Genomic DNA, 25,018 nt, shown 5'->3' with positions numbered 1-25,018 from the left:
GATCAGGCATCCTTACAAAACGACTCCTGAAGCCTGACAGCTTCATCGAATCGAAGTCGCGCACCCCTGCAATCGTAATCTTCGACACGAACGGGAGTCGTCACCAATGAGTCAGACAGCGAAGCGATCGATCGAAATCGACTTTTTCCGGGGTTTCGCATTGATTTCCATCGCGCTCGATCACATTCCTTCCAGCGTGCTTTCGCATGCGATGCTGCACAACTTCGCGTTCTGCGACTCCGCCGAGGTTTTCGTGTTCGTGAGCGGCTATGTATGCGCAGCGAGTTGGCTCGCCATCGCCGGACGAAAGGGCGAGGGCGCGGCCAACCGGCGCTTCTGGCGCCGCGGGCGCGAGATCTACGCCGCCTACCTGTGCACGGCTGCGCTCATGCTGCTGTCGGGTGCGGCCGCGGTGATGCTGCGGGTGGATTCGCCGCTGGTCGCAGAGTCGGGTTATCTGCGCTTCGCTGCGCAGCCGTTCACGATGCTCGCGAATATCGCGGTGTTTCGCGACCAGCCCTATCTGGCCGGGGTGCTGCCCATGTACATCGTGCTCGTGATGCTCTTGCCATTCGTGATGCCGCTTGCGCGCCGCTCGCCCGATCTCGTGCTCGTGGGCAGTTTCGTGCTGTGGTTCGGCGGGTGCTGGCTCGCCGGTTATTTGCCGACCGCGCCCGGCGCGATCTGGCCGTTCAACCCGTTTGCCTGGCAGGCCATGTTCATGCTGGGCCTGCTGTGCCGCATCTATCCGGTGTCGCGCGCGTTCCAGGTCTCGTGGGCGGGCCGCGCCTTGACGGCGTTCGCGCTGGTGCTCGTCGTCACGTTTGCGTTCATCCAGTTGTTCGCCGATCTGGACCCTCAGCCTGGCTACATGAAACAGAATCTCGCGAGCGTGCGCATCGTGAACTTCGCCGCCGTGGCCTGGCTCGCCGCGCAGGCTGTGCGCAAGGGCTGGATAGCATGGCTTGCGCAGCGGCTGCCGGCCGTCGTCAACGTGGGGCAGCAGGGCCTCGTCTGTTTCGTGGGGGGCGCGGTGGCTTCGAACGTCATCGACACGCTGCTGCGTGCAACACACGTCACCGCTTCCTTGCCTGCACGGCTCGCGGGCGATGTGCTCGCGGTCGGCGCATTGCTCGTGCTTGCGGGTGGTGTGCGGCGCCTGAAAGCGGTACGGCCGCGCGTCGCGCTTACGTGAGGCGCGACGGCGACGATTCAATGCACGACACGCTCACGCCTTGACGAGTTCGCGCACGTCGGTGACGGGCACCGATCCGAATGCCTCGTTCAATGCATAGTCGATCAATTGCTGCGCGGCCGCTTCGGGCGTGGACAGCAAACCATTCTGCTTGAGCTGTTCGAAGCGCTCGCGCATCGGGAACTGGTCGACGCGCGTCACACGGATCGCCTCCTGCATGCCGGTGTCGATCACACCCGGCGCGATGCTGCAAATGCGCACGCCGGCGGGCGCGTCGAGGGCGACGGCGCGCGCGTGGTGGTCGAGCGCGGCCTTGGTCGCGCAATACACGCTCCAGCCCGCATACGCGTTGCGCGCGGCGCCGCTCGAAATATGCACGATGCGGCGCGACGCGTTCGCGCCGAGCGCGGGCGTGGCGGCGAGCGCATTCGCGAGCATCAGCGGCGCTGCCACGTTGAGCGTCACGGCGCGCGCGATGGCGAGCGGGTCCTGCGCGCCGAGCGGGGCAATCGGCTCGACGGTGCCCGCGTTGTTGAAGAGCAGTACGCACTGCGCGCCGTGCGCGAACGCATCGAGCGCGTCGCCCGCCAGCCAGCGCTCGAGTGCGGCGGGATCGGCGAGGTCCACGACGGCCTGGGCGAACCGTTCCGGATGGCGGGAAACCAGTTCCGCATGCGTGCCACGGCCGAGGCCGAGCACCTCGATGTCCCGTTGCAGCAGCGATTGCGCGAGCGCCGCACCCAGTCCGCGCGTATGGCCGGTCACGATGGCGCGCAGGGTGGAACGGGGGGCGGATGTCGAAATCGTCATGGTGTCGTAATGAAAAAAAGGATGCGATCCTTGCGTGCGCAAGGTGTGGATGCATGAAATTCGGGGGATTTTGCCGCACGCCGCGTGGATTCGCGGTGTGGCGCGGCACACGATGGCGGACGCGAAACCGGCCGCAACAATTGATTGCCCGGTTGGATCGGCCGTGTTTTCGGTATCATAGCGTCCGGTTCCATATGGAAGAGATCTGGACGTGAAAGCCGCATCGCAACAACGCCGTACCCTGAGCTTCAAGGAAGGTCTTCTTGAGATCAAGAAGAGCATGGGGGGCGGCTTAGGCCAGCCGGCCGAAGAACAGGCGCAAAAATCGCAAGGCAAGCCCGCTCACAAGGGCACGAAGAGCCATGGCGGCTCGCACGCCCCGAAGGGCCCGCGTGCGCCGAGAGAGGGTTCGGCGGCTGCTGGCGCAGCCGGCGGCAAGGACGAGCGTGCGCGCTCGCGCCACGGCCGGCCTCAGGGCGCGCGAGCGCAGGAGCAGAATCAAGGCGAGCAGGGGCAGCGCGCGCAGCAGCCGCGCCGGCCGCAGCAGCCGAAGCCGGCCCGCGGGCCTGAGGCGGGCGAGCGTTCCGGGCAGCAGCAACGCCGCCGTCCGGCGCGTCCCCAGCAGCCGCCGGCCGCGAATCTGAGCGAGGCCGAAAAGGCGCGCATCGAGCGCAATCGCCAGCTCAACACGGTCTGGAACGTGTTCGCGAAGCACTACCCGGCGTTCCGCGACCGTTTGCCGCTCAAGATCGGCGTGGCTGAGGATCTCGTCGCGCGTCACCCCGAGTACGAGCGCACGATGATCGTCGCCGTGCTCAAGCGCCATGTGAACCATCCGCGCTATCACGAGCGTGTGGCCGCAGGCGGCTCGCGCTACGAACTCGACGGCACGGCCTCGGAAGGCCCGGGCATCGATCCGTCACACGTCGGCCGCGCGAATGCGGCGCTTGCGCGTCAGAAGGCCAAGGCCGAGGCGCAAGCCAAGGCGCGCGAAGAGGGCAAGACCCAGCCCGAGGCCAAGGCCAAGGCACAGCCCGACGCCAAGGCCGAGGCGAAGACCGAACCCGCGCCCCAGCCCGAAGCCCAGGGCGTCGAGCCGCAAGCGCCGTCCAACGTGCCGGAAGTCGCGGTCCAGCAACCGGAAAACGGCGAGACGCCCGCAAGCGGCGCCTGAGCCCGCGCGCCGGAAGTTTCCCTTTCGAGAATCGCCCCTCTCTCGGCATTGCCGTGAGAGGGGCGTTCGCACGTCTGGCGGGCGCGCTGTCGATCGATGCGCGCGCAACCTTCGGCGCGCGCCGACCTCTTCGTATTGTGATCCCGGATGCTTTCGATGCGCATCGCATGGCCGCCGATCCCAAGCAGGGCAGCCTGAGCGAAGCAGGAAACGGTGTTAGCGCGGGTTGGCCGACGCGGCGTTTTGCACGGCGGCCTGCGCGGAGGCCGCCGATGTCGCGGAGGGTGCTGCAGCGGGTGCGGAGGCGCCGATCGCGGCCGTTGCCGCCGCCGCCGCAAAGGCGGAGGCCGCCGAAGCCGCCAGCCCGACGCTCGCCGGCGCATCGCTCGCGGCAGGCGCGCTAGCGGTGTCGAGCACCCGGCTGAACTCCACGGCGCGCGTGCGGATCTTTTCCGCATAGGCCTTCGAGCCCCCATAGTTCTTCATCGCGGCGTTGAGGTCGCCGCCGGCGGCCCGCTGGTAGCCATAGAGGATCGACGAGCCCACGTCGATGTTGACCTCGGGGTCGGTGAGATCCTTGTTGTGCAGGAGATTGCGATGCGCCGACGGCACGACCTGCATGAGTCCGGTTGCGCCATTCGCGCCGTGTGCCTTCTCGCGAAAGCGCGACTCGATCGAGATGATCGCGAGCAGTACCGCAGGCGGCAGCGAATACTTCTCGGCGGCGCCCGTGACGGCTTGCGAGATTTGCGCGGCTTTCCCTTTCGCGATACCGAACTTTTGCGTGAGGTATTTCGAAACCGCGCTGGACATGGCGCTGGAACTTGCGGGAGCAACCTCACCCGCAGCCGATGCGCTGACGATGTCGCTAGCGGGCGCCTGCTGCTGCGCCTGCGCGGCCGCGGTTTGCACGAGGCCCGGCAACAGGACGAGCAGGCAGAGTAACTGCCTCATGGCCGGTGCATAGGAGAAAAAGAAGGCGCAAGTATAACCGGCCCCGATTAATGAGGCCGGCTGCACGTCATCCCGTTTTCACATCCCAGACCGGTGCCGGGGCCGGGCGTTGCGCCCGGCGCGGCTTGAGGCAGGGTTCAGGCCGGGTTCAGTCCTTCTGCACCGAGGCCTTCCAGATTTCGTCGATGCTCGTGGCGAGCGCGGCGTCGAACTCGGCGTCGCTCATCGACTTCGTGAGGTCGTTGATGAGCGCGCGCGAAAAGCTGGCAATCATGCGATGGTTTTTGGCGAGACGCTCGCACGCGTCAGTGCGCGAATAGCCGCCCGAGAGCGCCACCACGCGCACCACCTGCGGATGTTCGATGAGCGGCAGATAGAAGTCGGGCGTGTCGGGAATCGTGAGCTTGATCATCACGTTCTGCGAGGCGGGCAGCGCGTCGAGCCCCTTGAGCAGTTCGTCGCGCAACAGCTTCTCGGCCTTGGCCTTGTCGGGGGCCTTGATCGAGACTTCGGGCTCGAGAATCGGCACGAGTCCGTGCGCGGAGATCTGCGCGCCGAATGCGAACTGCTGTGCGGCGATCGAAGCGATGCCGGAAGGCGAGGCGTGCTCGATCACCGAGCGCATCTTGGTGCCGAAAATGCCGGCCTTCACCGCGCGCTCGAGCAGGGCGTCGAGGCCCGGGATCGGCTTCATCAGGCGCACGCCGTCGGATTCGGCCTCCAGCCCCTTGTCGACCTTGAGGAACGGCACGACGCCACGCTCGTTCCAGAGGAACTCGGGCACGGGCTTGCCTTGCGCCTGGCCGTCCATGGTCGCCTCGAACAGGATCGCGCCGATCACCTTCTCGCCCGTGAACGCGGGGGCGCTGACGATGCGCACCCGCATTTCGTGGATCAGGCGGAACATTTCGGCGTCGCCGCTATACGCGCTTTCGGGGATGCCGTACTGGCGCAGCGCGCCAGGCGTCGAACCGCCGCTCTGGTCCAGCGCGGCGATGAAGCCCGGTTTGTCGCGCATCTGCGCCAGCATTTGCTCGTTTGCCATCGTCGTATCTCCCATATTTGGGGCGCCCTTGCGGGCGCGGTTACTCGAATCCGGTCGCCGCCTGCTGCGACGAGTGTACTTGCGCCGCTGCGCCGCGTCTTTGCCATTATGTGGGCATGGCCGCGCAGCCGCGCTGAAGCAGGGAAACGATAAACCGCAGCAATTGCGGTGCCAGGGGGAGCGCACGGCAAGCGCCGTCACACGATGACTTGCGCCTGCGCGCTGCGGTCGTTCGCGAGCAGCGCCGAGAGCTTGCGCAGCGCGGCCTGCAATTGTTCGCGCCCGCCCGTCGCGCCCAGCGAAATGCGGATCGCGTTCGCGGTTTCCGGGCCTTGCTGGAACGCCGTGGAGGGCGCCACGGCGAGGCCCTCGGTGCTCGCGGCCGCGGCCAGTTCGCGCGCCTGCCAGTAGCGCGGCAACGCGTACCAGAGGTGAATGCCCGCGCCCGCCGACGATCCCAGCGTGTGCGCCGCGATGCGCTGGCGCTCGCGCGCTTCGGCCTTCACGTCCGCGAAGATCTGCTCGGCCACGCCGTCCTCGATCCAGTGGGTGGCGAGCGCGTTGGTGAGCGGCGCGGCCATCAGCGAGAACGTGCGCAGCGCGGTCACGAGGCGTGTGCGCGCCTCTTTGTCGGGCAGCGCGAGATAGGCCGTGCGCAGGCCGGGCGAGAGCGTCTTGGAAAGCGTCGCGAGATAGCAGACCTGAGCGGGTGCGAGCCGGGCAAACGGCGCGGGCGCGTCGGGCGCGAAACGCCAGTAAGGATCGTCTTCGACGATCCGCGCCCCGCAACGCTGCGCCACCCGCAGGATTTCGAGCCGGCGGGCCTCCGGCATGGTCGCCGTCGTCGGGTTCTGCAACGTGGGGTTCACGTAGATGAGCCGGGCCGCGTGGTCGCGGCACGCCGCTTCGAGCGCGTCGGGGCGCATGCCGTGGGCGTCGACGGCAACGGGGGCGATGCGGCGGCCCAGTTGCGCTGCCGCGTGCGGCAGGCCCGGATAGAGCAGCGGCTCGGCGAGGATAACCTCGCCCGGTTGCGTGAAGGCGAGGATCAGCGCGGCCAGCGCCGCCTGCGCGCCGGGACAGACCACCACGCGATCGGGCGCGACGTGGCCGAGCATGGGCTGCAGCCACTTCGCGCCCGCCTGCCAGTCGGCGCGGCCGCCGCCGCCCATGTGGTAGGTCATCAGCAGATCGGCGTCGCTGCGCACCAGCACGCGCGCCATGCCTTCACGCAGCAGCGCGTTCATGTCGAGGCCGGCGGGCGCGGGCGGGATGTTCATGCTGAGGTCCACGCGCTGGAGCAGCTCGGCGCGCGGCGCGGCAATGAAGGTGCCGAGCGGCCCGCGCGCCTCGATCAGCCCGCGCCGCCGGGCTTCGTTGAAGCCGCGCGTGACGGTGGTCAGATCGACCGCAAGCAGGGTGGCGAGACTGCGCTGCGCGGGCACGCGCTCGCCGGGGTGCAGTGTGCCGTGCGCCACCGCGGCTTCGATGAAATCGGCGAGCCGCAAGTAGCGCGGGCCGTTGCCGGACTGCATCGCCGTGGCCCATGCGTTGATCTCTCCGGCGCTTTCGGCAGGTTGGTCGTGTGTCATTCTGTCGCGGATGTATGCGTCATGTCTTACTCTAGCATGCGTGCATGAAGCGCGTAAATCCATACATATAGGCTATGTATGGCTTCTGCGGCGGCCTCCGAGGCCGCTCGTGCGGCAGCAGAGTGAGCACGTATGGATGGGTTTGCGCGAACGTCAACCTTGGAACCAGACATGCGCAATCCAGACCCTCGCTCGGGGCGGGCCGCCACGGCCGGCCCGCCTTCTTCATCACGTCCACCCCTGATTACCCGCTTTCTGCGCCGCTCCGCGCTCGTCGCGGCGGGTGCCCCGCTAGTGCTGCTCAGCGGCTGCAACATGGCGCTGTTCGCCCCGAAGGGCGACATCGGCGTGCAGGAAAAGAACCTGATCCTGATCGCGCTCGGCCTGATGCTGCTCGTCGTGATCCCCGTGATCGTACTCACGCTGTGGTTCGCGTGGCGTTATCGCGCGTCCAACACGAACGCGACTTACGCGCCGCGCTGGTCGCATTCCACGGCCATCGAAGTGGTGGTGTGGACGATCCCCTGCGTGATCGTGCTCACGCTCGCCGTGCTGATCTGGCGCACGACGCACTCGCTCGACCCGTATCGCCCGATCGAATCGCAAACGAAGCCCGTGCGCGTGGACGTGGTCGCGCTCAACTGGAAGTGGCTCTTCATCTACCCGGACTACGGCGTGGCGTCCGTGAACCAGCTCGCGATCCCCGTGGATACGCCCGTTGAGTTCAACCTCACCGCCGAGTCGCTGATGAACTCGTTCTTCATCCCGCAACTGGGCAGCCAGGTTTATGCGATGCCGGCCATGCAGACGAAACTGCACCTCATCGCGAACGAGCCCGGCATTTATGCGGGCCGCTCGGCGGCATTCAGCGGCCCGGGCTTCTCCGACATGCATTTCGAAACGCTGGCCAAGAGCCGCGCCGACTTCGACGCCTGGATCGCGCAGGCGAAGGCGTCGCCCACGATGCTGAGCCGCGCCGCCTACGAACAGCTCGCGTTGCCCGGCGAGAAGACCCCGGTGACGCTCTATTCGAACGTCGCACCGGGCCTGTTCGACGGCGTGGTCGGCAAATACATGCGCGACGTGCACGGCAACCCGATTTGCGGCACGGTCCCCACGGCCCCCAGCGCAGTCCCCGGCACAGGCGCCCCGGCGCTCACGCTCAACCGTAGTGCCATTCTGGCAGCGGAGTAATCACACCATGTTCGGAAAACTCACGCTCGACGCCGTTCCCTGGCACGAGCCGATCATCATGGGCACGGGCGCCGTCGTGGCGCTCGGCGGCCTCGCCTTGCTCGCCGCGATCACGATCGCGGGCAAGTGGGGCTATCTGTGGCGCGAGTGGATCACGTCGGTCGATCACAAGCGCATCGGTGTCATGTACATCATTTTCGCCGTCATCATGCTGCTGCGCGGCTTCGCCGACGCGATCATGATGCGCGCGCAACAGGCGCTCGCGTATGGCGACGCCGCGGGCTACCTGCCGCCGCATCACTACGACCAGATCTTCACGGCGCACGGCGTCATCATGATCTTCTTCGTGGCCACGCCGCTCATTCTCGGTTTGATGAACGTAGTCGTGCCGCTGCAGATCGGCGCGCGCGACGTGGCCTATCCGTTCGTCAACTCGCTCTCCTTCTGGCTTTCGGTGGTGGGCGGGGTGCTCGTGATGGTGTCCATGTTCGTGGGCGATTTCGCGGCCACGGGCTGGGTGGCGTATCCGCCGCTTTCGGAGCTCGGCTACAGCCCGACCGTCGGTATGGATTACTACATATGGTCGCTGCAGCTATCGGGCCTCGGCACCACGCTCTCGGGCATCAACTTCATCGTCACGATCCTGCGCATGCGCGCGCCGGGCATGAAGATGATGCAGATGCCGGTGTTCGTGTGGACGGCGTTCATCACCAACATCCTGATCGTCGCGGTGTTCCCGGTGCTCACCGCCACGCTCGCGCTGCTCACGATGGACCGCTACTTCGACATGCACTTCTTCACGAACGAGCTGGGCGGCAACGCGATGATGTACATCAACCTGATCTGGGTCTGGGGTCACCCGGAGGTGTACATCCTCATCCTGCCTGCGTTCGGTGCGTACTCGGAAATCATTGCGACGTTCTCGGGCAAGCCGCTGTTCGGCTACAAGTCGATGGTCTATGCCACGTCGTCGATCGGCATTCTCTCGTTCTTCGTGTGGCTGCATCACTTCTTCACGATGGGTTCGGGCGCGAACGTCAACGCGTTCTTCGGCATCATGACCACGGTCATTTCGATCCCGACCGGCGTGAAGCTCTTCAACTGGCTCTTCACGATGTATCGCGGCCGCATCCGCTATCACAGCGCCACGCTCTGGACCATCGGCTTCATGGTGACGTTCGCCGTGGGCGGCATGACCGGCGTGCTGCTGGCCGTGCCGGGCGCGGACTTCGTGCTGCACAACTCGCTGTTTCTCGTTGCGCACTTCCATAACGTGATCATCGGCGGGGTGGTGTTCGGCTGTCTTGCGGGCGTGAGCTTCTGGTTCCCGAAGGTGTTCGGTTTCACGCTCAACGAGTTCTGGGGCAAGGTGTCGTTCTGGTGCTGGCTGATCGGCTACTGGCTCGCGTTCACGCCGCTCTATATTCTCGGCTTCGAAGGCATGACGCGGCGCATGAATCACTATGAGGTGGCCGAGTGGCATCCGTGGCTCGTGGTGGCGCTCGTGGGCGCCGTGTTCGTGGGCCTCGGCATTCTCTCGTTCATCGTGCAGATCGCGGTGAGCCTGCGCGATCGTGAAGCCAACCGCGACGTGACCGGCGACCCGTGGGACGGCCGCAGCCTCGAATGGTCGACCGCTTCGCCCGCGCCGTTCTACAACTTCGCCGTGCTGCCGGAGATCACCTCGATGGAGCAGCACTGGGACAACAAGGAAGCGGGCCGCGCCTACGTGCAGCCGGCGAAGTACGAGGACATCCATATGCCGCGCAACACGGGCGCGGGCTTCATCATCGCCGCGTTCAGCCTGTTGTTCGGCTTTGCGATCGTGTGGCACATGTGGGTGTTCGCGGCGGTGGGCCTGATCGGCATGATCGCCACGTTCATCGCGCGCACCTACAACCAGGACGTGGATTACTGGGTGCCGGCCGCCGAGGTCGAGCGCATCGAGAACGCGCGCTTCAGGCAACTCGGCATCCGGCGTTTCGATCAATCCGAGCACATCGAGGAGATGGCATAAACCATGGCTCACGCTGCTACTACTCACGCCCATGGTCATGGTCACGATCACGACGACAGCACCAGGACCACGCTGGGCTTCTGGATCTACCTGATGAGCGACTGCCTCATCTTCGCGACGCTCTTCGCCACGTTCGGCGTGCTCGCGAATGCGACGGCAGGCGGTCCGGGCGCAAGGGAACTGTTCGAACTGCCCTACGTGCTGGGCGAAACGCTGCTGCTGCTTGCGAGCAGCGTCACCTTCGGCATGGCCATGCTGAATCTCTACGCGCAGCGGCGCGGCCAGGTGATCGTGTGGCTCGCCATCACGTTCCTGTTCGGCGCGGGCTTCGTCGCGATGGAGGTGAACGAGTTCGCCAAGCTCATCGCCGATGGAGCGGGGCCCGGCACGAGCGCCTACCTTTCGGCGTACTTCACGCTGGTGGGCACGCACGGCCTGCACGTCACGGCGGGTCTGTTGTGGATCGCGATCATGATGCACCAGACCTTCAAGTTCGGTCTGACCGGCACGGTCCGCCGCCGTCTCGCCTGCCTGAGCCTCTTCTGGCACTTTCTCGATCTCGTGTGGATCTGTGTATTTACGTTCGTTTACCTGCGGGGTTTCCTGTGAGCCAGTCCCATGCCACTCACCACGCTGTGCATGACGCGTCGCACGGCAGTTTCAAGGGCTACATGATCGGCACGGTGCTCTCGCTCGTGCTGACGCTCGCGTCGTTCGGCGTGGTGATGTTTCGAGTCGTTTCGCCGTCCTTCGGGCTTGCTGCCATCGTCGTGCTCTGCATCGCGCAGCTCGTCGTGCAACTCGTGTATTTCCTGCATATCGGTACGTCGCGCAGCCAGCGCGCCAACACGGGCATCTTCATCTGCATGGCGTTCCTGATCGCGGTGATCGTCGGGCTTTCGCTGTGGGTCATGCACAACGCGAACGTCAACATGATGCCCACGCAGATCTCGATCGACCGCGCCATGGCGCACGACTGACGCGTCAGGTTGCGTCCCTCAATACACGCGCGCCTGGCACCTTGGGCACAGTGCATGCGCTACAGGAAGCGTCGCGACACACCGTCGCTTTTACGTGGAGTGTGACCATGAACAAGGACCAGGTGAAGGGCACGGCTGAAAAGATGAAGGGCAAGGTCAATGAGGCCGTGGGCCGCGCAACCGACAACCCGGCGCGCGAAGTGAAGGGGGATGTCCAGCAGGAAGCTGGCCAGACACGCAAGGACGTCGGTGACATGAAGGAGGCCGCAAAGGATATGGCGAAGGACGTGAAGCGCCATCACTGATCAACGATGGCTAACCTGCAGCGCCGCCGCCTCGAAAGGGGCGGCGGCGTCATGCTGTCCGCACGTGGCGTGTCGCGAGAGCCCGGCGCTCAGGCCGGCGGGTTCAGCACCGCGAAGGTCGCGTTGGCCTTGAGCACGCAGCGCTCGTCCACCATCAGGCGACAGGTGGCAAAGCGCAGACGCGCGCCCATTTTGTCGAGCGCCACGTGCGCTTCCAGCCAGTCGCCGGGACGCACAGAACCGAGGTAATCGAGGCCCAGATGCGCCGTGACCGCCGGGCGTTCGCGTCCCGCCGCGCGTATCATGGCCGCGCCAATGGCGGTGTCGGCGAGCGTGGCCAGCATGCCGCCGTGCGCGATGTCCAGATTGTTCAAATGGCGCTCGCCCACGCGCGTGCCGATCACGCAGCGGGCTTCGTCGAAGTAAAGCGTGCCGAACTGGCCCATATAGCCCGTGCGGAACGGCAACGCCACGAAGCCGGGCGGCGGGGCGTCGTCGTTTTTGATAGTTGCGTTCGCAACTTCCACCGATATCTCGTTCGCTTGCAGGCGATCGTTCATTGTCCGGGTTCCACAATCAGGGAATCAGTCCTTTCGCTCGGCCGATGGCGACTGCCTGGGTACGATTGCCCGCGCCGAGCTTGGCGTTGATCTTGCGAAGATGCGACTTTACCGTCAGCTCGGAGACGAACAGCTTCTCCGCGATCACGCGGTTGCGGTGGCCTGCCGAAAGCATTTTTAGCACGTCCAGTTCGCGCGCCGTGAGCGCGTCGGCGGGAGAGTCCGCGGCGTAGGGCGAGAGATCGGCGCCAACGGTCGTCGAGTCCGCCATGTGCGCGTGGGAGGGCGCCACGCCGTCGAGCAGCTGCGCGACGAACGCGGGCACCACGCCAAGCGAGCCGATCTGCGTGGGGCCGCGCTCGGCCCAGGCGCCAAGCAGGCGCATCAATGCTTCACCTTCATCGATGAACGCGCGCACGAAGCCTTCGTGGCTCGCCATGCGCAGCGCTTCCGTGAGCGTGTCGAAGGCGGCCGTGCGCTCGCCGTTGCCGTCGAGCGCGAGTGCGAGCAAGACGCGCAACTTCAGCGCGCGCCAATGACGCCGCCGCGCGATCGCCTGCGCGACGGCTTCGTTCAACGCCGCGCACGCCGTGGCGTAGCGTCCCTGCGCGATATCGAGGCGGCAGCGCGCGATCACCGGTTCGTCGATCTCGCTCGAGTGATAGGAAACCCCGGGGCGCGCCCAGTCCGCGTGCAGCGTGGCCGCGCGCAGCGCCTGCTCGGCGGCGTCGAAGCGGCCTTCGAGCGTGGCGACGCGCGCTCGCTCGAGCCATGCGGCACTCACGGCGCGGTCCGATTCGACTGCGCGGCCCAACTGTTCGAGTTCGGCGAGCAGGCGCAACCACTGCTCGACGTTGCCTTCGAGGCGCGCCGCGCGCGCCGAGAGCACATGCGTGGCGATCAGCCCGTCGGTCACGCCCACGCGCTTGGCGCGCGGCAGCGCGTCGGCGAGCAGATGCGTCATTTCGTCGAGCGCGTTTTTTTCGTAGAGCGCGAGCGAGCGCACGCCGTCCACGCTGGTGCGGCCGCCGCCCGAGTCCACCGAGCGGTTCGCCGTGGCGTTGGCCGCCGAAATCTCGAGCCGCGCCAGCGCCGTGCCTAGCCGGCCCTGCACCAGATCGATGATCCCTTCGATGGTTTCCGACATCGTGCGCATCACGACATACGGATGGTCGTGGGTGCGCCGCAACGCACGCGAGAGCACGCCGCGCGCCTCGTCGTAGCGATCGGTGCAGACGTAGCTGAACGCGAGCGAATTCGTGAGGCTGTAGAACGAGAAGTTCGCACGGTCCGGCAGGCGGTCGAGCAGGGCGGCGCTCGTTTGCGCGCATGCCTCGACCTGGTCGGTGATCGCGAGCAGCACGCCGCGAATCGCTTCGGCCACGAGCGCGACGCTGTCCTGGTTGGGCTGCCCGAGGCTGCCCTCGACAATGCTCTGCGTCGTGCGCATGGCGTCCGCATAGCGGTGGTTCAGGAGCAGCACCCATGCATAGGTGAGGCCGACGTCGGGCCGCATGGCGAGCCGCCCGGCGCCGATGCGGTCGAGCCAGCGCATCAACAGGCGCAGCCGGCCGCTGCCGAGCAACGCCCGCGAGTGGTCCGCGATTTCGGCGAGCGCACCGGCTTCGTCGCCCGCGTCGAGCAGATGGTCGATGGCGGGCACGGGGCGTTGCGCGTCGAGATACCAGCGCGCGGCCGCGCTGTGCACCTCGCGTTCACGTTCCGGCTGCGCTGCCCGCAGCCGATGCTGCAGGAAGCTCCCGAACAGCCGGTGATAGCGATACCAGCTGCGCTCGCCGTCGAGCGGCACGAGAAACAGATTGGCGCGCTCCAGATAGTCCAGCATCTCGCGGCTGTCGTTGCGTCCGGTGGCGACGTCGCAGAGCGCGGCGCAGAACTGCGGCAGCGCGCTCGTCTCCAGCAGGAACGAGCGGCACGCTTCGGATTGCCGGGCGAGGATGTCCTCGGCGAGATATTCCGCGAGTTCGAGGTTCGTGCCCGAAAACGACGCCACGAAGGCCGCATGGTCGGTGCGCGTGCGCAGCGAGAGCGTGGCCAGGTAAATGGCGGTGGCCCAGCCTTCGGTGCAGCGATGCAGCGTGGCGATATCGGCGTCGCGCAGCGGCAGCGCGCATTTCTCGCGGATGAACGCGCCCGCCTCCGCGAGCGTGAAGCGCAGCGCTGCGGGATTGATGTCGAGCAGCTCGCCGCGCGCGCGGATGCGCCCGATGCCGAGTTCGGGCGTCACGCGCGAGGCGGCCACGAGCGGGTTGCCGGGCGGCAGGGCGGCGATCAGGTCCTGCATGAAAGCGAGCACGCTGGGGCTCTGGACCGACTCGAAGTCGTCGAGCAGGATGGCGAGCGGCTTGCCGTGCGCCGCCACGCGCTCGATCAGGCTCGACGCGAACGTGTCCGGATCGAGCGTGAGCGCGCGCGGCGTGCGTGTGCCGGGCAACGCGGCATCGAGATGCAGCAGGAAGCGCCCGAAGTCGTTGTCAGCGGCGTCGAGGCGCAGCCACGCCACTTCGCGGCGATGGGCGCGGCAGTGCACGGCGTATTGCTGCAGGAGCGTGGTCTTGCCGAAGCCCGCCGATGCGCGGATCAGCACGAGCCGCGCCGTGTGGGCGCCTGCAATCGTCTCGATCAGTTGCGGGCGCAACAGATGTGACGGGCTGTCGGCGGGCGGCGTCAGCTTCGACGCGACGATCCCGCGGGGAGGATTCTGATGGCCGCTTGCGGCGTGGGCATCGACGATGTTCACTGGCGCTGTTTCCTTCTGCGGCGCGCGCGGCGGCGCGCCCTGCGGGTCCGCGGGCCGCGCGGATTAGCCGGCGGCGGACCTGTCTCACTCGGGTCGTTATTGCTGGGGCGAGGGGTCGCGCCCTATTTTCACGTTATTGGTGCAACCATGAGGCTATTGTTCCATAGCGGCCGGCCGGCGTCATACTCCTTTCGAACGATTCGCCCGCCCGTCCTAAAATCCTCCCTTCGGCTCAGGACAGCAGGCCGGCATGCGCCTAAAGTGACATCGACTTCACGGCATCCGCGCCACGATCGACCAACCGGCGATCAACCGGCACAGCCAGAACGACACAAAGAAGCCCGGAGACACCATGTACCTCACACAAGGCCTGCATCGCTGCTTGCAGCAACACCCGGCGGAAATCGCGATCCGCTTCGGCGAGCGCACGCGGACTTTCGCGCAGCTGGGCGCGCGCGTGGCGCGGCTGGCCGGCGCGCTCCAGTCGCTCGGCATGGGCGCGGGCGACCGCGTGGGCATGCTCGCGCTCAATTCCGATCGCTACCTCGAATACATGCTCGGCGTGTGGTGGGGCGGCGGCGTGCTCAACCCCGTGAATATCCGCTGGAGTGTGCCCGAGATGGTCTACTCGCTCGACGACTGCGACACGCGCATCCTGCTGGTAGACGACCACTTCCTGCCGCTCGCCGGGGACATCGCGGCGAGCGCTGCGCATCGCCCGATGCTCGTCTACACCGGCGAGCGTGACGCACCGTCCGGCATGCTCGCTTACGAGGCGCTGATCGCCGAAGCGCAACCTGTGGCAGACGCGTTTCGCGGCGGCAACGATCTCGCGACCATCATGTACACGGGCGGCACGACGGGCCGGCCCAAGGGCGTGATGCAGTCGCACCTGAACCTGTGGTCGTCGGCGATTTCGCGTATGGCGGAGTTCCGCGACTACGCGCACACCGTTTCGCTGCATGCGGCACCGCTTTTCCACACGGCCGCGATGGCGCGCGCGGTGGGCCAATTCGTGGCTGGCGACACGCACGTGGTGCTGCCCACGTTCGAGCCGCGCGCGGTGCTCGAAACGATCGAGCGCGAGCGCGTGGACGAGCTCCTGCTCGTGCCGACCATGTTGCAGGCCGTGCTGGAGCACCCGGACTTCAAGCGGTTCGATCTTTCTTCGCTCAGGCGCATCTATTACGGCGCGTCGCCGATCGCCGCGGGCGTGCTCGACGCCGCGCTCGCGGCGCTGCCCGGCATCGCATTCTTTCACGCCTACGGTCTCACGGAGGCGTCGCCCGTGGTGTCGGTCAATCCGCCCGCGAATCACGGCCCCGAAGGGCGTGCTAGCGGCCTCTACCGCTCGGCCGGGCGTGCGGGGTTCGGCGTGACCGTCAAGATCGTCGACGATAATGGCGTGGAAGTGCCGCGCAATACCGTGGGCGAAATCGCCGTGCGCGGCGCCAACGTCATGCTCGGCTACTGGAACAAGCCCGAAGAAACCCGCGAGACGCTGCGCGACGGCTGGCTGCACACCGGCGACGGCGCCTACATGGACGAAAACGGCTACCTCTTCATCGTCGACCGCATGAAGGACATGATCGTGACGGGCGGCGAGAACGTCTATTCCGCCGAAGTCGAGAACGTGCTCTCGCGCCATCCCGCCGTTGCGCAATGCGCCGTGATCGGCGTTCCCGATGCGCGCTGGGGCGAAGCCGTGCACGCCGTGGTCGTCGCGCGCAGCGGCAGCGACGTGGACGAAGCCGCGCTGCGCGAGCATTGCCGCCAGTTCATCGCCGGCTACAAGTGCCCGAAGAGCATCGAGTTTCGCGAGGCGCTGCCGCTGTCGGCCGCCGGCAAGATTCTCAAGCGCGATCTGCGCGCGCCGTACTGGCAGAGCCAGTCCCGAGAGGTGGGCTGATCCGCACCGGTGGGTATCGTCATCCTTAACTTCCTGCAGTCTCACTTATTCAGGTATCCGAAATGAGAAACAAGGTTGTGGTAGCCGGCGTCGGCATGATTCCGTTCACCAAGCCCGGCGCGAGCGACGACTACGCCACGATGGGCGCCAATGCCGCGAAGGCGGCGCTCGCCGATGCGCGCATCGACTATGCGCTCGTCGAGCAGGCCTATGTCGGCTACGTGTTCGGCGATTCGACCTCCGGGCAGGCCGCCATCTATGGCGTGGGCCTCACCGGCATTCCGGTCGTGAACGTCAACAACAACTGCGCGACGGGTTCCACCGCGCTCTTCCTCGCGCGCCAGGCCGTGGAAAGCGGGGCCGTGGAATGCGCCATCGCGCTCGGCTTCGAGCAGATGGTGCCCGGCGCACTCAAGGGCGCGTACACCGACCGCCCCACGCCGATGGAGCGCTTCGTCAAGACCATGCTCGAGGTGCAGGGCTTCGACGAAACCGCGCCGCGCGCCGCGCAATTCTTCGGCGGCGGTGGCCGCGCCTACATGAAGGAATACGACATCAAGCCGGAAACGTTCGGGCGTATTTCCGTGAAGGCGCGCCAGCACGCCGCGCGCAACCCCTTCGCCGTGTTTCGCAACACCGTGACGCTCGAAGAGGTGATGGCTTCGCCCGCCGTCTTCGATCCGCTCACGCGCTTGCAGTGCTGCCCGCCCACCTGCGGCGCGGCTGCGGCGATCGTGTGCTCCGAAGCGTTCGCGAAGCAGCACGGACTCGACACGCGCGTGGTCATCAAGGCCCAGGCGATGACGACGGACCGTAACAGCACGTTCGACGAAGGCGACATGCGCAAGGTGGTGGGCTACGACATGACGCGCGCCGCCGCGCAACAGGTGTATGAAAAGGCGGGCGTCGGTCCCGAAGACATTCAGGTCGTCGAACTGCACGACTGCTTCACGGCGAACGAATTGATCACCTATGAAGGGCTCGGCCTCACCCCCGAAGGCACGGCGGAGAAGTTCATTCTCGACGGCGACAACACCTATGGCGGCCGTGTCGTCACGAACCCCTCTGGCGGCCTGCTTTCGAAGGGCCATCCGCTGGGCGCAACGGGTCTCGCGCAATGCACCGAACTCGTGTGGCAACTGCGCGGACAGGCGCAGGACCGCCAGGTCGCCGGTGCGCGCTTCGGCCTCCAGCACAACCTCGGACTCGGCGGCGCGTGCGTGGTCACGCTCTACGAGCGCCAGTAACGCGAGGCCCGACGATGATCGACAAAAGCCATATCGGCGCACTGATCTCGCGCCACACGGCGCTCGTCGAGGCGGGCCGCCTGCGCTTCTTCGCGAAGGCGACCGGCCAGACGGACCGCCGTTACGTCGACGACGAGGCCGCGAGGGAAGCCGGCTATCCCGCGCTGCCCGTGCCGCCCACGTTCCTGTTCTGCCTCGAAATGGAATCGCCCAATCCGCGCGCGACCGTCGAGCGCCTGAATATCGACATCGGCCGCGTGCTGCACGGCGAGCAGCGCTTCCGCTATCACCGCATGGCGTTTGCGGGCGAACGCCTCGCATTCGAAACGCGCATCGCGGACATCTACGGCAAGAAGGGCGGCGCACTGGAATTCGTCGTGCGCGAAACGCGTGTGACGAACGCACAGGACGACGCGCCCGTTGCAGACCTGCGCAGCGTGATCGTCGTGCGCAACGGCTGATAGAAAAGCAGGAGCCAACATGCAATCGATTCGTTTGAACGACCTCGCCGTAGGCAGCGCGTTGCCGCCGTTCGCCGCGCCGCCGCTCACGCGCCTCACGCTCGCGCTTTACGCGGGCGCTTCCGGCGACCACAACCCGATTCACGTCGATCTGGACTTCGCGCGCCGCGCCGGCATGCCCGACGTGTTCGCGCACGGCATGCTGTCCATGGCGTACCTGGGGCGCCTGCTCACGAACTGGGTGCCGCAGCAGGCCATCCGCGAGTTCTCGGTGCGCTTCGCGGCGATTACGCACGTGGGCGACGCCATTACCTGCAGCGGCGTCGTCACCGAGCGTGACGAGGCCGCACGCACCGTCAAAGTCGCGCTCACCACGCGCGACGCACAAGGCGAAATCAAGCTCTCAGGCGAGGCGCTCGTCGCGCTCGACGCCTGAACGATCCATCACACACACGGAGTAGACAGAAGATGAGCAAGCTGGTTGGCAAGGTCGCCATCGTATCGGGTTCGGGCCGCGGCATCGGCCGGGAAATCGCACTGAAGCTCGCGGGCGAAGGCGCGGCAGTCGTGGTGAACGATCTGGACGCCGAACCCGCGCAGAGCGTGGTGGCCGAGATCGTCGCGGCGGGCGGCAAGGCCGTGGCGTGCACGGGCAGCGTGACGGACGCGGACTTCGGCACGCGCTTCGTCGGCACGGCGCTCAAGGAATTCGGGCGTCTCGACGTCATCGTCAACAACGCGGGCTACACGTGGGACAACGTGATCCAGAAGATGAGCGACGAGCAGTGGAACGCCATCATTGACGTGCACGTGAGCGCGCCGTTCCGCATCCTGCGCGCCGCCGCCGACTACTTCCGCGAAAGCGCGAAGGCCGAAGCCGATGCGGGCCAGGAAGTGTTCCGCAAGGTCGTGAACATCTCTTCCGTTTCGGGCGTGATGGGCAACGCGGGCCAGGCGAACTATTCGGCCGCGAAAGCCGCGATCAACGGCCTCACGAAGGCGCTCGCGAAAGAGTGGGGCCGCTACAAGGTCAACGTGAACAGCGTGGCGTTCGGCCTCATCAAGACACGCCTCACCGAGGCGGTGGCGGGCGAGGGCAACAGCTCGACCATCGACATCGCGGGCCAGGCCATCAAGGTGGGCGTCAACGCGCAGCTCATGAAGAACATCGAGGCGATGATTCCCATCGGCCGCGGCGGCACGCCGGAAGAAGCGGCGGGCGCAGTGTATCTCATGTGCATTCCCGAATCGAACTACGTGACGGGGCAGGTGCTGGTGGTCGGCGGCGGCCGTCCGTAATACGTGGCTCGCGAGGAAGGAGTCGAACATGGCTGAATACCGCAGTCCGTGGATCACGGACGATCTCGTGCTGTTCCAGGACTCGATCCGCAAGTTCATCGAGCGCGAACTCATGCCACACGAGGAGCGCTGGTGGAAGCAGCAGCACGTGGACCGCGAGGTGTGGCGCAATGCCGGCGAGTTCGGCATGCTCTGCGCGAGCATTCCCGAGGAATACGGCGGCGGCGGCGGCACCTTCGCGCATGAGGCCATCATCGCGCTCGAGCAGTCGCGCGCGATGGTGTCGAGCCTCGGCACGAACGTGCATAGCGGCATCGTCGCGCACTACATCCTGCGCTACGGCACCGAGGAGCAAAAGCGCAGGTGGCTGCCGAAAATGGCGAGCGGCGAGCGCGTGGCGGCGATCGCGATGTCCGAGCCGGGCGCGGGATCGGACCTCAAGAGCATCAAAACGCGTGCCGTGCGTGACGGCGATCACTTTGTCATCAACGGTTCGAAGACCTTTATTTCGAACGGCCTGCTCGCCGACCTGATCTGCGTGGTCGTCAAGACGGACCCGGCGCAGGGCGCGAAAGGCGTGTCGATCGTCGTCGTGGAGACCGACGATCTGCCCGGCTTCCGGCGCGGACGCGTACTCGAAAAGATGGGCCAGAAGGGCCAGGACACCGCCGAGCTGTTCTTCGACGATGTGCGCGTGCCGTGTGCCAACCTGCTCGGCACGGAAGAGGGCAAAGGCTTCTATCAGCTGATGCAGCAGTTGCCTCAGGAACGCATGATCATCGCGCTCGGCGCGCTGAGCGCGATGGAAAAGGCGCTCGATGTGACCACGGCCTACGTGCGCGAGCGCAAGGTGTTCGGCATGAGCCTGCTGGACATGCAGAACACGCGTTTCAAGCTCGCCGAGTGCAAGACCCACGCGACCATTGCGCGTACCTTCATCGACGACTGCATGGCGAAGGTGCTGCGCGGCGAACTCGACGCCGAAACGGCCGCGATGGCGAAATGGTGGTGCACGCAACGCAGTTGCGAAATCATCGACGAATGCCTGCAACTGCACGGCGGCTACGGCTACATGATGGAGTATCCGATCGCGCGGCTCTACGTGAATGCGCGCGTGAGCAAGATCTTCGGCGGCTCCAACGAGATCATGAAGGAACTGATCGCCCGCACGCTGTAACGTCGCTACTTGGGAGCACCAGATGGATTTGCGTTATACCGAAGCGGAACAGGCGTTCCGCGAAGAAGTGCGGGCGTTCGTGCGGGAGAACCTGCCTGCCGATATCCGCGAGAAAGTGCTCGCGCACCAGCGGGTGGAGAAGGACGACTACGTGCGCTGGCACCGCATCCTCAATGCGCATGGCTGGGGTGCGCCCACCTGGCCCAAGTCATGCGGCGGTACGGGCTGGAACGCGCTGCAGCGCCTGATCTTCGAGATCGAGACGCTCGGCGCGGGCGCGCCGCGACTGTTGCCGTTCGGCCTCACGATGATCGGCCCGGTGCTCATGAAGTACGCGAGCCCGCAGATGCAGGCGCGCTTTCTGCCGCGCATTCCGAACCTCGACGACTTCTGGTGCCAGGGTTATTCCGAACCCGGTTCGGGTTCCGACCTCGCCTCGCTGAAAACGCGCGCCGTGCGCAAGGGCGACAAGTACATCGTGAACGGCCAGAAAACGTGGACCACGATGGCGCATTTCGCGGACTGGATCTTCTGCCTCGTGAGAACGGATTCCGAAGCGAAGCCGCAGGAAGGCATTTCGATGCTGCTGGTCGACATGAAATCGCCGGGCGTCACGGTCCGGCCGATCGTCACGCTCGACGGCGGCCACGACGTGAACGAGACATGGTTCGAGGACGTGGAAGTGCCCGTGGAAAATCTCGTGGGCGAGGAGAACCGCGGCTGGACCTACGCGAAGTATCTGCTCGGGCACGAGCGCACGGCGATTGCGGGCATCGGCCATTGCTATCGCGAGTTGCGGCAGTTGAAACATTACGCGGCACAGGCCGCGGACGGCAAGGGCGGCCGCATGCTCGACGACGCGCGCATGCGCGACAAGATCGCCCGCCTCGAAATGAACCTCATGGCGCTGGAAATGCTGCTGCTGCGCGTGGCGACGGCAGATGGCGGGCGCGGTCCCGGCCCCGAGGCATCGATCGTGAAGATTCGCGGCTCGGAACTGCAGCAGGACATCTCCATGCTTCAGCAGGAAGTGGCCGGGCCGCACGGCTGGCCCTACGCGCCGCAATGGCTCGAACCCGGCGCCCATGCCCCCGTGAGCGGGCCGCAATGGGCGGCGCCCGCTGCGTCCACCTATTTCGACATGCGCAAGACCTCGATTTACGGGGGCGCGACCGAGGTGCAGAAGAACATCATCGCGAAGATGATCATCGGCTTTTAGGACACGCACATGGACTTCACGTATAGCGAAGAGCAGCAAATGCTCGCGGATAGCCTGCGCCGTTTCGTCGAAAGCGAATACACGTTCGCGCGACGGCGCCGGCGCGCGCGCGAGGGCGCGAGCTTCGATCGCGCCATCTGGACACGGCTTGCGGAAATGGGCGTGCTCGGCCTCACGGCGCCCGCCGAATACGGCGGGTTCGGCGAAGGCGCGGCGAGCCGGCTCGTGGTGCAGCGCGAACTGGGCCGGGCGCTGGTGCTCGAACCGATCGTCCCGTGCAGCGTGATGGCGACCGCGATACTCGCGGCATACGCCAGCGCCGCGCAGCAGGACCACTGGCTGGGCGCGATCGCCACGGGGCAGCAGGTCGTCGTGCCGGCGTTCGCGGAAACCGCGTCGCGCTACCGGCTCGATGCGGTCGTCACACGCGCGACGCCCGTTGGGCGCGGCTACGTGCTCGACGGCGCGAAAGCACTGGTCTGGCATGGCGAGGCTGCGGATGCGTTCATCGTCAGCGCACGCGTGGGTGACGCGGCCACCGGTGACATCGCGCTCTTCCTCGTCCCGCGCGAGAGCCGGGGCGTGAGCGTGGCAGGCTATCCGACCATGGACGGCCAGCGCGCCGCCGACGTATCGTTCGAGGCGGTCGCAGTGGGCGCGGAAGCCCTGATCGGCGCGCCCGGCGCAGGCGTGGCCGCGCTCGGGCACGGCGTGGACTGCGGGATCGCGGCGCTCTGCGCGGAAGCGGCCGGCGCGATGGAGCGCCTGATCGAGATCACCGGCGAGTATTTGCGCACGCGCCGCCAGTTCGGCCAGCCGCTCGCCACGTTCCAGGCGCTACAGCATCGCATGGCGGACATGCTCGTGCACAAGGAGCTGGCGCTTTCCATGGCCTACGTCGCCGCGCAAGCGCTGGACGAACCCGAAACGCGCAAGCGCCGCCGCATGCTCGCCGCCGCGAAAGTGACCGTCGCCGAGGCGGGACGCTTCGTTGGCCAGCAGGCGGTGCAACTCCACGGTGGCATGGGCATGACCGACGAGCTGGAAGTGGGCGACTATTTCAAGCGGCTGACGATGTTCGATCCGCTCCTCGGCGACACCGACCATCATCTCGCAAGCTACGTCGAGGCGATGGAAGACTGAGCCCCACGCACCGCCCCGCATCATGCGGGGCGGTTTTTTTACGGACGTTCGATTTTTCCGAAAATGATCAGGACTACCATTGAAAACGGCATCGCCATGCTGACGCTCGACAACCCGGAGCGCAAGAACGCCCTGAGCGCTGCGGCGCTCGCCGCATTCGCGGATGCCATCGAAGCATTGCGCCGCGACGCCACGGTGCGCGCGTTGATTCTGACCGGCGCAGGCAGCGAGTTTTGCTCGGGCGGCGACGTCAGCGCGATGCAAGGGCCCGCCGATACGGCCGCCGTGCGCCGCCGCATGATCGAGAGCCAGCGGCCGTGCGCGGCGCTGGCGACGTTCGACAAGCCGGTGATCGCAGCGGTGGATGGCGTGGCGTACGGCGCGGGCTTCAGCATTGCGTTGATGGCCGATTTCATCGTCGCGAGCGAGCGCGCGCGCTTTTGCCTCGCGTTCGCGCGCATGGGCCTCGTGCCCGATCTGGGCGCGCTGCATACGCTGCCGCGCATCATCGGCGCGCAACGCACGCGCGAACTCGTCTATTCGGCCCGCGAGTTGCCTGCGCTCGAGGCGCAGGCGTTGGGCATCGTGCTGGAGGTGGTGCCCGCCGATGCGCTGGGCGCGAGAGCGCACGAACTGGCGCTCGCCATGAGCGCGCAATCGCCGGACGCGTTCGCGATGACCAAGCGTTTGCTCGCGCAGACGTTCGAACGCGACTTCGGCGCACTCCTCGACGCGGAGGCGGGCGCCCAGGCCATTGCGTTGACCTCGCCGTATCTGCGCGAGGCCGCGGCGCGCTTTGCGCGCAAGGAAGCCCCGTTGTTCCGCTGGCCGCGCAACGATCGCGAAGCCTGAGCGCACGATCGAAGGGAGGAGCCGCGGGGCAAACCCTTGCTCCGTTCGAAGCAGCGCGGAACACTTCAACGCGTCCCGCCGCTTCCTGCTTTAGGACCACGACAGCTGTTTGTGTCCGCCTTAAGTTAACACCCATCGGAACAGCCGACCCAGCCGGCGCCGAATCTAGGAGACAAGACATGACGAACGCGATCGCCACGCCCGAGGCGAACCCGACCCCTGCGCATGCGCACTTGACGCTCGACCCTGTTTCGCCCGCCATCGGTGCGGAAGTGAACGGCATCGACCTGCGCGAAACGCTCGACGACACCACCGTCGCCGCGCTGCGCGCCGCGCTCGTGCAGCACAAGGTGCTGTTCTTCCGCGACCAGGACATCACGCCCGCGCAGCACGTGGCGCTTGCACGCCGGTTTGGCCAGCTCGAAGTGCATCCCGTGTTTCCGCATCACGCCGACCATCCCGAACTCGTCCTGCTGGGCGGCACGCAGGCTTCGAAGGCGCGCGAGAACATCTATCACTCGGACGTGTCCTGGCGCGATATTCCCTCGATGGCGTCGATGCTGCGTTGCGTGGAATGCCCGCGCAGCGGCGGCGACACGATCTGGGTGAACATGGAGAAGGCCTATGCGGAGCTGCCCCAGGCCGTGAGAGCGCAACTCGCCGGCCTCGAAGCCGTGCATGACATCATGCCGTCATTCGGCTCGCGCATGTCGGCCGAAGAACGCGGGGCAAATCGCGTGAAATTCCCCGCCGTGATTCATCCTGTGGTCCGCACGCATCCGGAAAGCGGCGAAAAGATCCTGTACGTGAACGAAGGCTTCACGACCCATCTCGCCAACTTTCTGAGCACGGGCACGTTTCGCGTGGGCTTCGATTTCCGCTACGGCGAACTCGAGTTGCTCCAGTATCTGTTTCGCCAGGCCGCCATTCCCGAGTACCAGGTTCGGCTGCGGTGGGCGCCCAACACCATCGCGTTCTGGGACAACCGCTCGACCCAGCACTACGCGATCCAGGACTATTTCCCGGCCGTGCGGCGCATGATGCGCGCAACGATCATCGGCGACAAGCCGTTCTGACGCCTCGCGCATTTCACTGCGCATCTCAATCGACAGGAATCGTTACCC

23 protein-coding genes are annotated in these 25,018 nt (G+C 66.3%); 17 read left to right on the top strand and 6 right to left on the bottom strand.

Translation table 11 applies throughout. The features are described 5' to 3' along the window. Window positions 1-106 precede the first annotated feature (106 nt). Window positions 107-1,195: an OpgC domain-containing protein gene (locus tag AB4Y42_RS00220; RefSeq protein WP_368693033.1), complete on the top strand. Its 1,089-nt coding sequence runs from the start codon at window positions 107-109 to the stop codon at window positions 1,193-1,195. A 33-nt stretch (window positions 1,196-1,228) separates the two neighbouring features. Here the strand turns inward: AB4Y42_RS00220 and AB4Y42_RS00215 are convergent, their stop codons facing one another. Continuing rightward, window positions 1,229-2,005 carry an SDR family oxidoreductase gene (locus AB4Y42_RS00215; protein ID WP_368693032.1) on the bottom strand — a complete coding sequence of 259 codons (777 nt, stop codon included), beginning with the start codon at window positions 2,003-2,005 and terminating at the stop codon, window positions 1,229-1,231. 211 nt (window positions 2,006-2,216) lie between these two features. Between AB4Y42_RS00215 and AB4Y42_RS00210 the strand changes: the two genes are divergently transcribed. Continuing rightward, window positions 2,217-3,179 carry a ProQ/FINO family protein gene (locus tag AB4Y42_RS00210; protein ID WP_368693031.1) on the top strand — a complete coding sequence of 321 codons (963 nt, stop codon included), beginning with the start codon at window positions 2,217-2,219 and terminating at the stop codon, window positions 3,177-3,179. Between the two features lie 216 nt (window positions 3,180-3,395). On the opposite strand, the gene AB4Y42_RS00205 is transcribed toward AB4Y42_RS00210, so the two are convergent. The 3 genes from AB4Y42_RS00205 to AB4Y42_RS00195 form a co-directional block, all read right to left on the bottom strand. Next, on the bottom strand, window positions 3,396-4,133 hold the full coding sequence (locus AB4Y42_RS00205; protein WP_368686950.1) for a transglycosylase SLT domain-containing protein: 738 nt from the start codon (window positions 4,131-4,133) through the stop codon (window positions 3,396-3,398). Window positions 4,134-4,281: 148 nt separating this feature from the next. Continuing rightward, complete coding sequence (locus tag AB4Y42_RS00200) at window positions 4,282-5,178, bottom strand: fructose bisphosphate aldolase (RefSeq protein ID WP_368686949.1); 897 nt, start codon at window positions 5,176-5,178, stop codon at window positions 4,282-4,284. A 197-nt stretch (window positions 5,179-5,375) separates the two neighbouring features. Beyond that, a complete protein-coding gene (locus tag AB4Y42_RS00195) occupies window positions 5,376-6,770 on the bottom strand; it encodes a PLP-dependent aminotransferase family protein (RefSeq protein WP_368693030.1) in 1,395 nt (464 codons plus the stop codon). A gap of 171 nt (window positions 6,771-6,941) precedes the next feature. Here AB4Y42_RS00195 and cyoA point away from each other — a divergent pair, with 171 nt between their 5' ends. The 5 genes from cyoA to AB4Y42_RS00170 all read left to right on the top strand — a co-directional run bounded on the left by cyoA (window position 6,942) and on the right by AB4Y42_RS00170 (window position 11,266). Further along, window positions 6,942-7,964: a ubiquinol oxidase subunit II gene (cyoA, locus tag AB4Y42_RS00190; protein WP_368693029.1), complete on the top strand. Its 1,023-nt coding sequence runs from the start codon at window positions 6,942-6,944 to the stop codon at window positions 7,962-7,964. 7 nt (window positions 7,965-7,971) lie between these two features. Continuing rightward, window positions 7,972-9,981 (top strand): cytochrome o ubiquinol oxidase subunit I, encoded by a 2,010-nt coding sequence (cyoB, locus tag AB4Y42_RS00185; RefSeq protein WP_368693028.1) that lies wholly within the window; start codon window positions 7,972-7,974, stop codon window positions 9,979-9,981. Between the two features lie 3 nt (window positions 9,982-9,984). Next, window positions 9,985-10,590, top strand: coding sequence for a cytochrome o ubiquinol oxidase subunit III (gene cyoC / locus AB4Y42_RS00180; protein ID WP_368686945.1), 606 nt, complete (start codon window positions 9,985-9,987; stop codon window positions 10,588-10,590). After that, entirely contained in the window at window positions 10,587-10,961 is a 375-nt protein-coding gene (gene cyoD / locus AB4Y42_RS00175; protein WP_368693027.1) for a cytochrome o ubiquinol oxidase subunit IV, read from the top strand. The genes cyoC and cyoD overlap by 4 nt, the downstream gene beginning before the upstream one ends. 107 nt (window positions 10,962-11,068) lie before the next feature. After that, complete coding sequence (locus AB4Y42_RS00170; RefSeq protein WP_368686943.1) at window positions 11,069-11,266, top strand: CsbD family protein; 198 nt, start codon at window positions 11,069-11,071, stop codon at window positions 11,264-11,266. Window positions 11,267-11,355: 89 nt separating this feature from the next. On the opposite strand, the gene AB4Y42_RS00165 is transcribed toward AB4Y42_RS00170, so the two are convergent. Further along, window positions 11,356-11,826: a PaaI family thioesterase gene (locus AB4Y42_RS00165; protein ID WP_368686942.1), complete on the bottom strand. Its 471-nt coding sequence runs from the start codon at window positions 11,824-11,826 to the stop codon at window positions 11,356-11,358. A 16-nt stretch (window positions 11,827-11,842) separates the two neighbouring features. Then, window positions 11,843-14,587, bottom strand: a complete 2,745-nt coding sequence (locus tag AB4Y42_RS00160) for a LuxR C-terminal-related transcriptional regulator (RefSeq protein WP_368693026.1) — start codon at window positions 14,585-14,587, stop codon at window positions 11,843-11,845. 352 nt (window positions 14,588-14,939) lie between these two features. Here AB4Y42_RS00160 and AB4Y42_RS00155 point away from each other — a divergent pair, with 352 nt between their 5' ends. The 10 genes from AB4Y42_RS00155 (at window position 14,940) to AB4Y42_RS00110 (ending at window position 24,970) form a co-directional block, all read left to right on the top strand. Further along, a complete protein-coding gene (locus AB4Y42_RS00155) occupies window positions 14,940-16,496 on the top strand; it encodes a long-chain-fatty-acid--CoA ligase (RefSeq protein ID WP_368693025.1) in 1,557 nt (518 codons plus the stop codon). A 62-nt stretch (window positions 16,497-16,558) separates the two neighbouring features. Then, window positions 16,559-17,743 carry a lipid-transfer protein gene (locus AB4Y42_RS00150; protein ID WP_368693024.1) on the top strand — a complete coding sequence of 395 codons (1,185 nt, stop codon included), beginning with the start codon at window positions 16,559-16,561 and terminating at the stop codon, window positions 17,741-17,743. Window positions 17,744-17,757: 14 nt separating this feature from the next. Further along, entirely contained in the window at window positions 17,758-18,204 is a 447-nt protein-coding gene (locus AB4Y42_RS00145) for a MaoC family dehydratase N-terminal domain-containing protein (RefSeq protein ID WP_368686938.1), read from the top strand. A gap of 19 nt (window positions 18,205-18,223) precedes the next feature. Further along, window positions 18,224-18,640: a MaoC family dehydratase gene (locus AB4Y42_RS00140; RefSeq protein WP_368693023.1), complete on the top strand. Its 417-nt coding sequence runs from the start codon at window positions 18,224-18,226 to the stop codon at window positions 18,638-18,640. 32 nt (window positions 18,641-18,672) lie between these two features. Then, a complete protein-coding gene (locus tag AB4Y42_RS00135) occupies window positions 18,673-19,503 on the top strand; it encodes an SDR family NAD(P)-dependent oxidoreductase (RefSeq protein WP_368693022.1) in 831 nt (276 codons plus the stop codon). A gap of 28 nt (window positions 19,504-19,531) precedes the next feature. Then, window positions 19,532-20,680, top strand: coding sequence for an acyl-CoA dehydrogenase family protein (locus tag AB4Y42_RS00130; RefSeq protein ID WP_368693021.1), 1,149 nt, complete (start codon window positions 19,532-19,534; stop codon window positions 20,678-20,680). 22 nt (window positions 20,681-20,702) lie between these two features. Further along, window positions 20,703-21,899, top strand: a complete 1,197-nt coding sequence (locus AB4Y42_RS00125; RefSeq protein ID WP_368686934.1) for an acyl-CoA dehydrogenase family protein — start codon at window positions 20,703-20,705, stop codon at window positions 21,897-21,899. A gap of 9 nt (window positions 21,900-21,908) precedes the next feature. Then, the gene (locus AB4Y42_RS00120; RefSeq protein ID WP_368693020.1) at window positions 21,909-23,042 is read left to right on the top strand and encodes an acyl-CoA dehydrogenase family protein; all 1,134 of its coding nucleotides are present in this window, start codon (window positions 21,909-21,911) and stop codon (window positions 23,040-23,042) included. 63 nt (window positions 23,043-23,105) lie between these two features. Beyond that, entirely contained in the window at window positions 23,106-23,894 is a 789-nt protein-coding gene (locus tag AB4Y42_RS00115) for an enoyl-CoA hydratase/isomerase family protein (RefSeq protein WP_368693019.1), read from the top strand. A gap of 179 nt (window positions 23,895-24,073) precedes the next feature. Next, complete coding sequence (locus AB4Y42_RS00110; protein WP_368693018.1) at window positions 24,074-24,970, top strand: TauD/TfdA dioxygenase family protein; 897 nt, start codon at window positions 24,074-24,076, stop codon at window positions 24,968-24,970. The last annotated feature ends 48 nt before the right edge of the window (window positions 24,971-25,018 follow it).

The sequence above is a fragment of the Paraburkholderia sp. EG286B genome (assembly GCF_040965655.1).
In the GTDB taxonomy this organism is placed as follows: domain Bacteria; phylum Pseudomonadota; class Gammaproteobacteria; order Burkholderiales; family Burkholderiaceae; genus Paraburkholderia.
Note: the sequence above shows the minus strand (reverse complement) of the source record. Positions and strands in the feature narration are given on the sequence as shown.

Excerpts from the sequence above, each read along its gene's own strand:
- AB4Y42_RS00150 (WP_368693024.1), top strand. The coding sequence starts at position 16,559 with ATGAGAAACAAGGTTGTGGTAGCCGGCGTCGGCATGATTCCGTTCACC.
- AB4Y42_RS00165 (WP_368686942.1), bottom strand. The coding sequence starts at position 11,826 with ATGAACGATCGCCTGCAAGCGAACGAGATATCGGTGGAAGTTGCGAAC.
- AB4Y42_RS00170 (WP_368686943.1), top strand. The coding sequence starts at position 11,069 with ATGAACAAGGACCAGGTGAAGGGCACGGCTGAAAAGATGAAGGGCAAG.
- AB4Y42_RS00125 (WP_368686934.1), top strand. The coding sequence starts at position 20,703 with ATGGATTTGCGTTATACCGAAGCGGAACAGGCGTTCCGCGAAGAAGTG.
- AB4Y42_RS00145 (WP_368686938.1), top strand. The coding sequence starts at position 17,758 with ATGATCGACAAAAGCCATATCGGCGCACTGATCTCGCGCCACACGGCG.
- AB4Y42_RS00205 (WP_368686950.1), bottom strand. The coding sequence starts at position 4,133 with ATGAGGCAGTTACTCTGCCTGCTCGTCCTGTTGCCGGGCCTCGTGCAA.
- AB4Y42_RS00130 (WP_368693021.1), top strand. The coding sequence starts at position 19,532 with ATGGCTGAATACCGCAGTCCGTGGATCACGGACGATCTCGTGCTGTTC.
- AB4Y42_RS00195 (WP_368693030.1), bottom strand. The coding sequence starts at position 6,770 with ATGACACACGACCAACCTGCCGAAAGCGCCGGAGAGATCAACGCATGG.
- AB4Y42_RS00140 (WP_368693023.1), top strand. The coding sequence starts at position 18,224 with ATGCAATCGATTCGTTTGAACGACCTCGCCGTAGGCAGCGCGTTGCCG.
- cyoC (WP_368686945.1), top strand. The coding sequence starts at position 9,985 with ATGGCTCACGCTGCTACTACTCACGCCCATGGTCATGGTCACGATCAC.
- AB4Y42_RS00115 (WP_368693019.1), top strand. The coding sequence starts at position 23,106 with ATGATCAGGACTACCATTGAAAACGGCATCGCCATGCTGACGCTCGAC.
- AB4Y42_RS00135 (WP_368693022.1), top strand. The coding sequence starts at position 18,673 with ATGAGCAAGCTGGTTGGCAAGGTCGCCATCGTATCGGGTTCGGGCCGC.
- AB4Y42_RS00200 (WP_368686949.1), bottom strand. The coding sequence starts at position 5,178 with ATGGCAAACGAGCAAATGCTGGCGCAGATGCGCGACAAACCGGGCTTC.
- cyoB (WP_368693028.1), top strand. The coding sequence starts at position 7,972 with ATGTTCGGAAAACTCACGCTCGACGCCGTTCCCTGGCACGAGCCGATC.
- cyoA (WP_368693029.1), top strand. The coding sequence starts at position 6,942 with ATGCGCAATCCAGACCCTCGCTCGGGGCGGGCCGCCACGGCCGGCCCG.
- AB4Y42_RS00155 (WP_368693025.1), top strand. The coding sequence starts at position 14,940 with ATGTACCTCACACAAGGCCTGCATCGCTGCTTGCAGCAACACCCGGCG.
- AB4Y42_RS00215 (WP_368693032.1), bottom strand. The coding sequence starts at position 2,005 with ATGACGATTTCGACATCCGCCCCCCGTTCCACCCTGCGCGCCATCGTG.
- AB4Y42_RS00110 (WP_368693018.1), top strand. The coding sequence starts at position 24,074 with ATGACGAACGCGATCGCCACGCCCGAGGCGAACCCGACCCCTGCGCAT.
- AB4Y42_RS00120 (WP_368693020.1), top strand. The coding sequence starts at position 21,909 with ATGGACTTCACGTATAGCGAAGAGCAGCAAATGCTCGCGGATAGCCTG.
- AB4Y42_RS00220 (WP_368693033.1), top strand. The coding sequence starts at position 107 with ATGAGTCAGACAGCGAAGCGATCGATCGAAATCGACTTTTTCCGGGGT.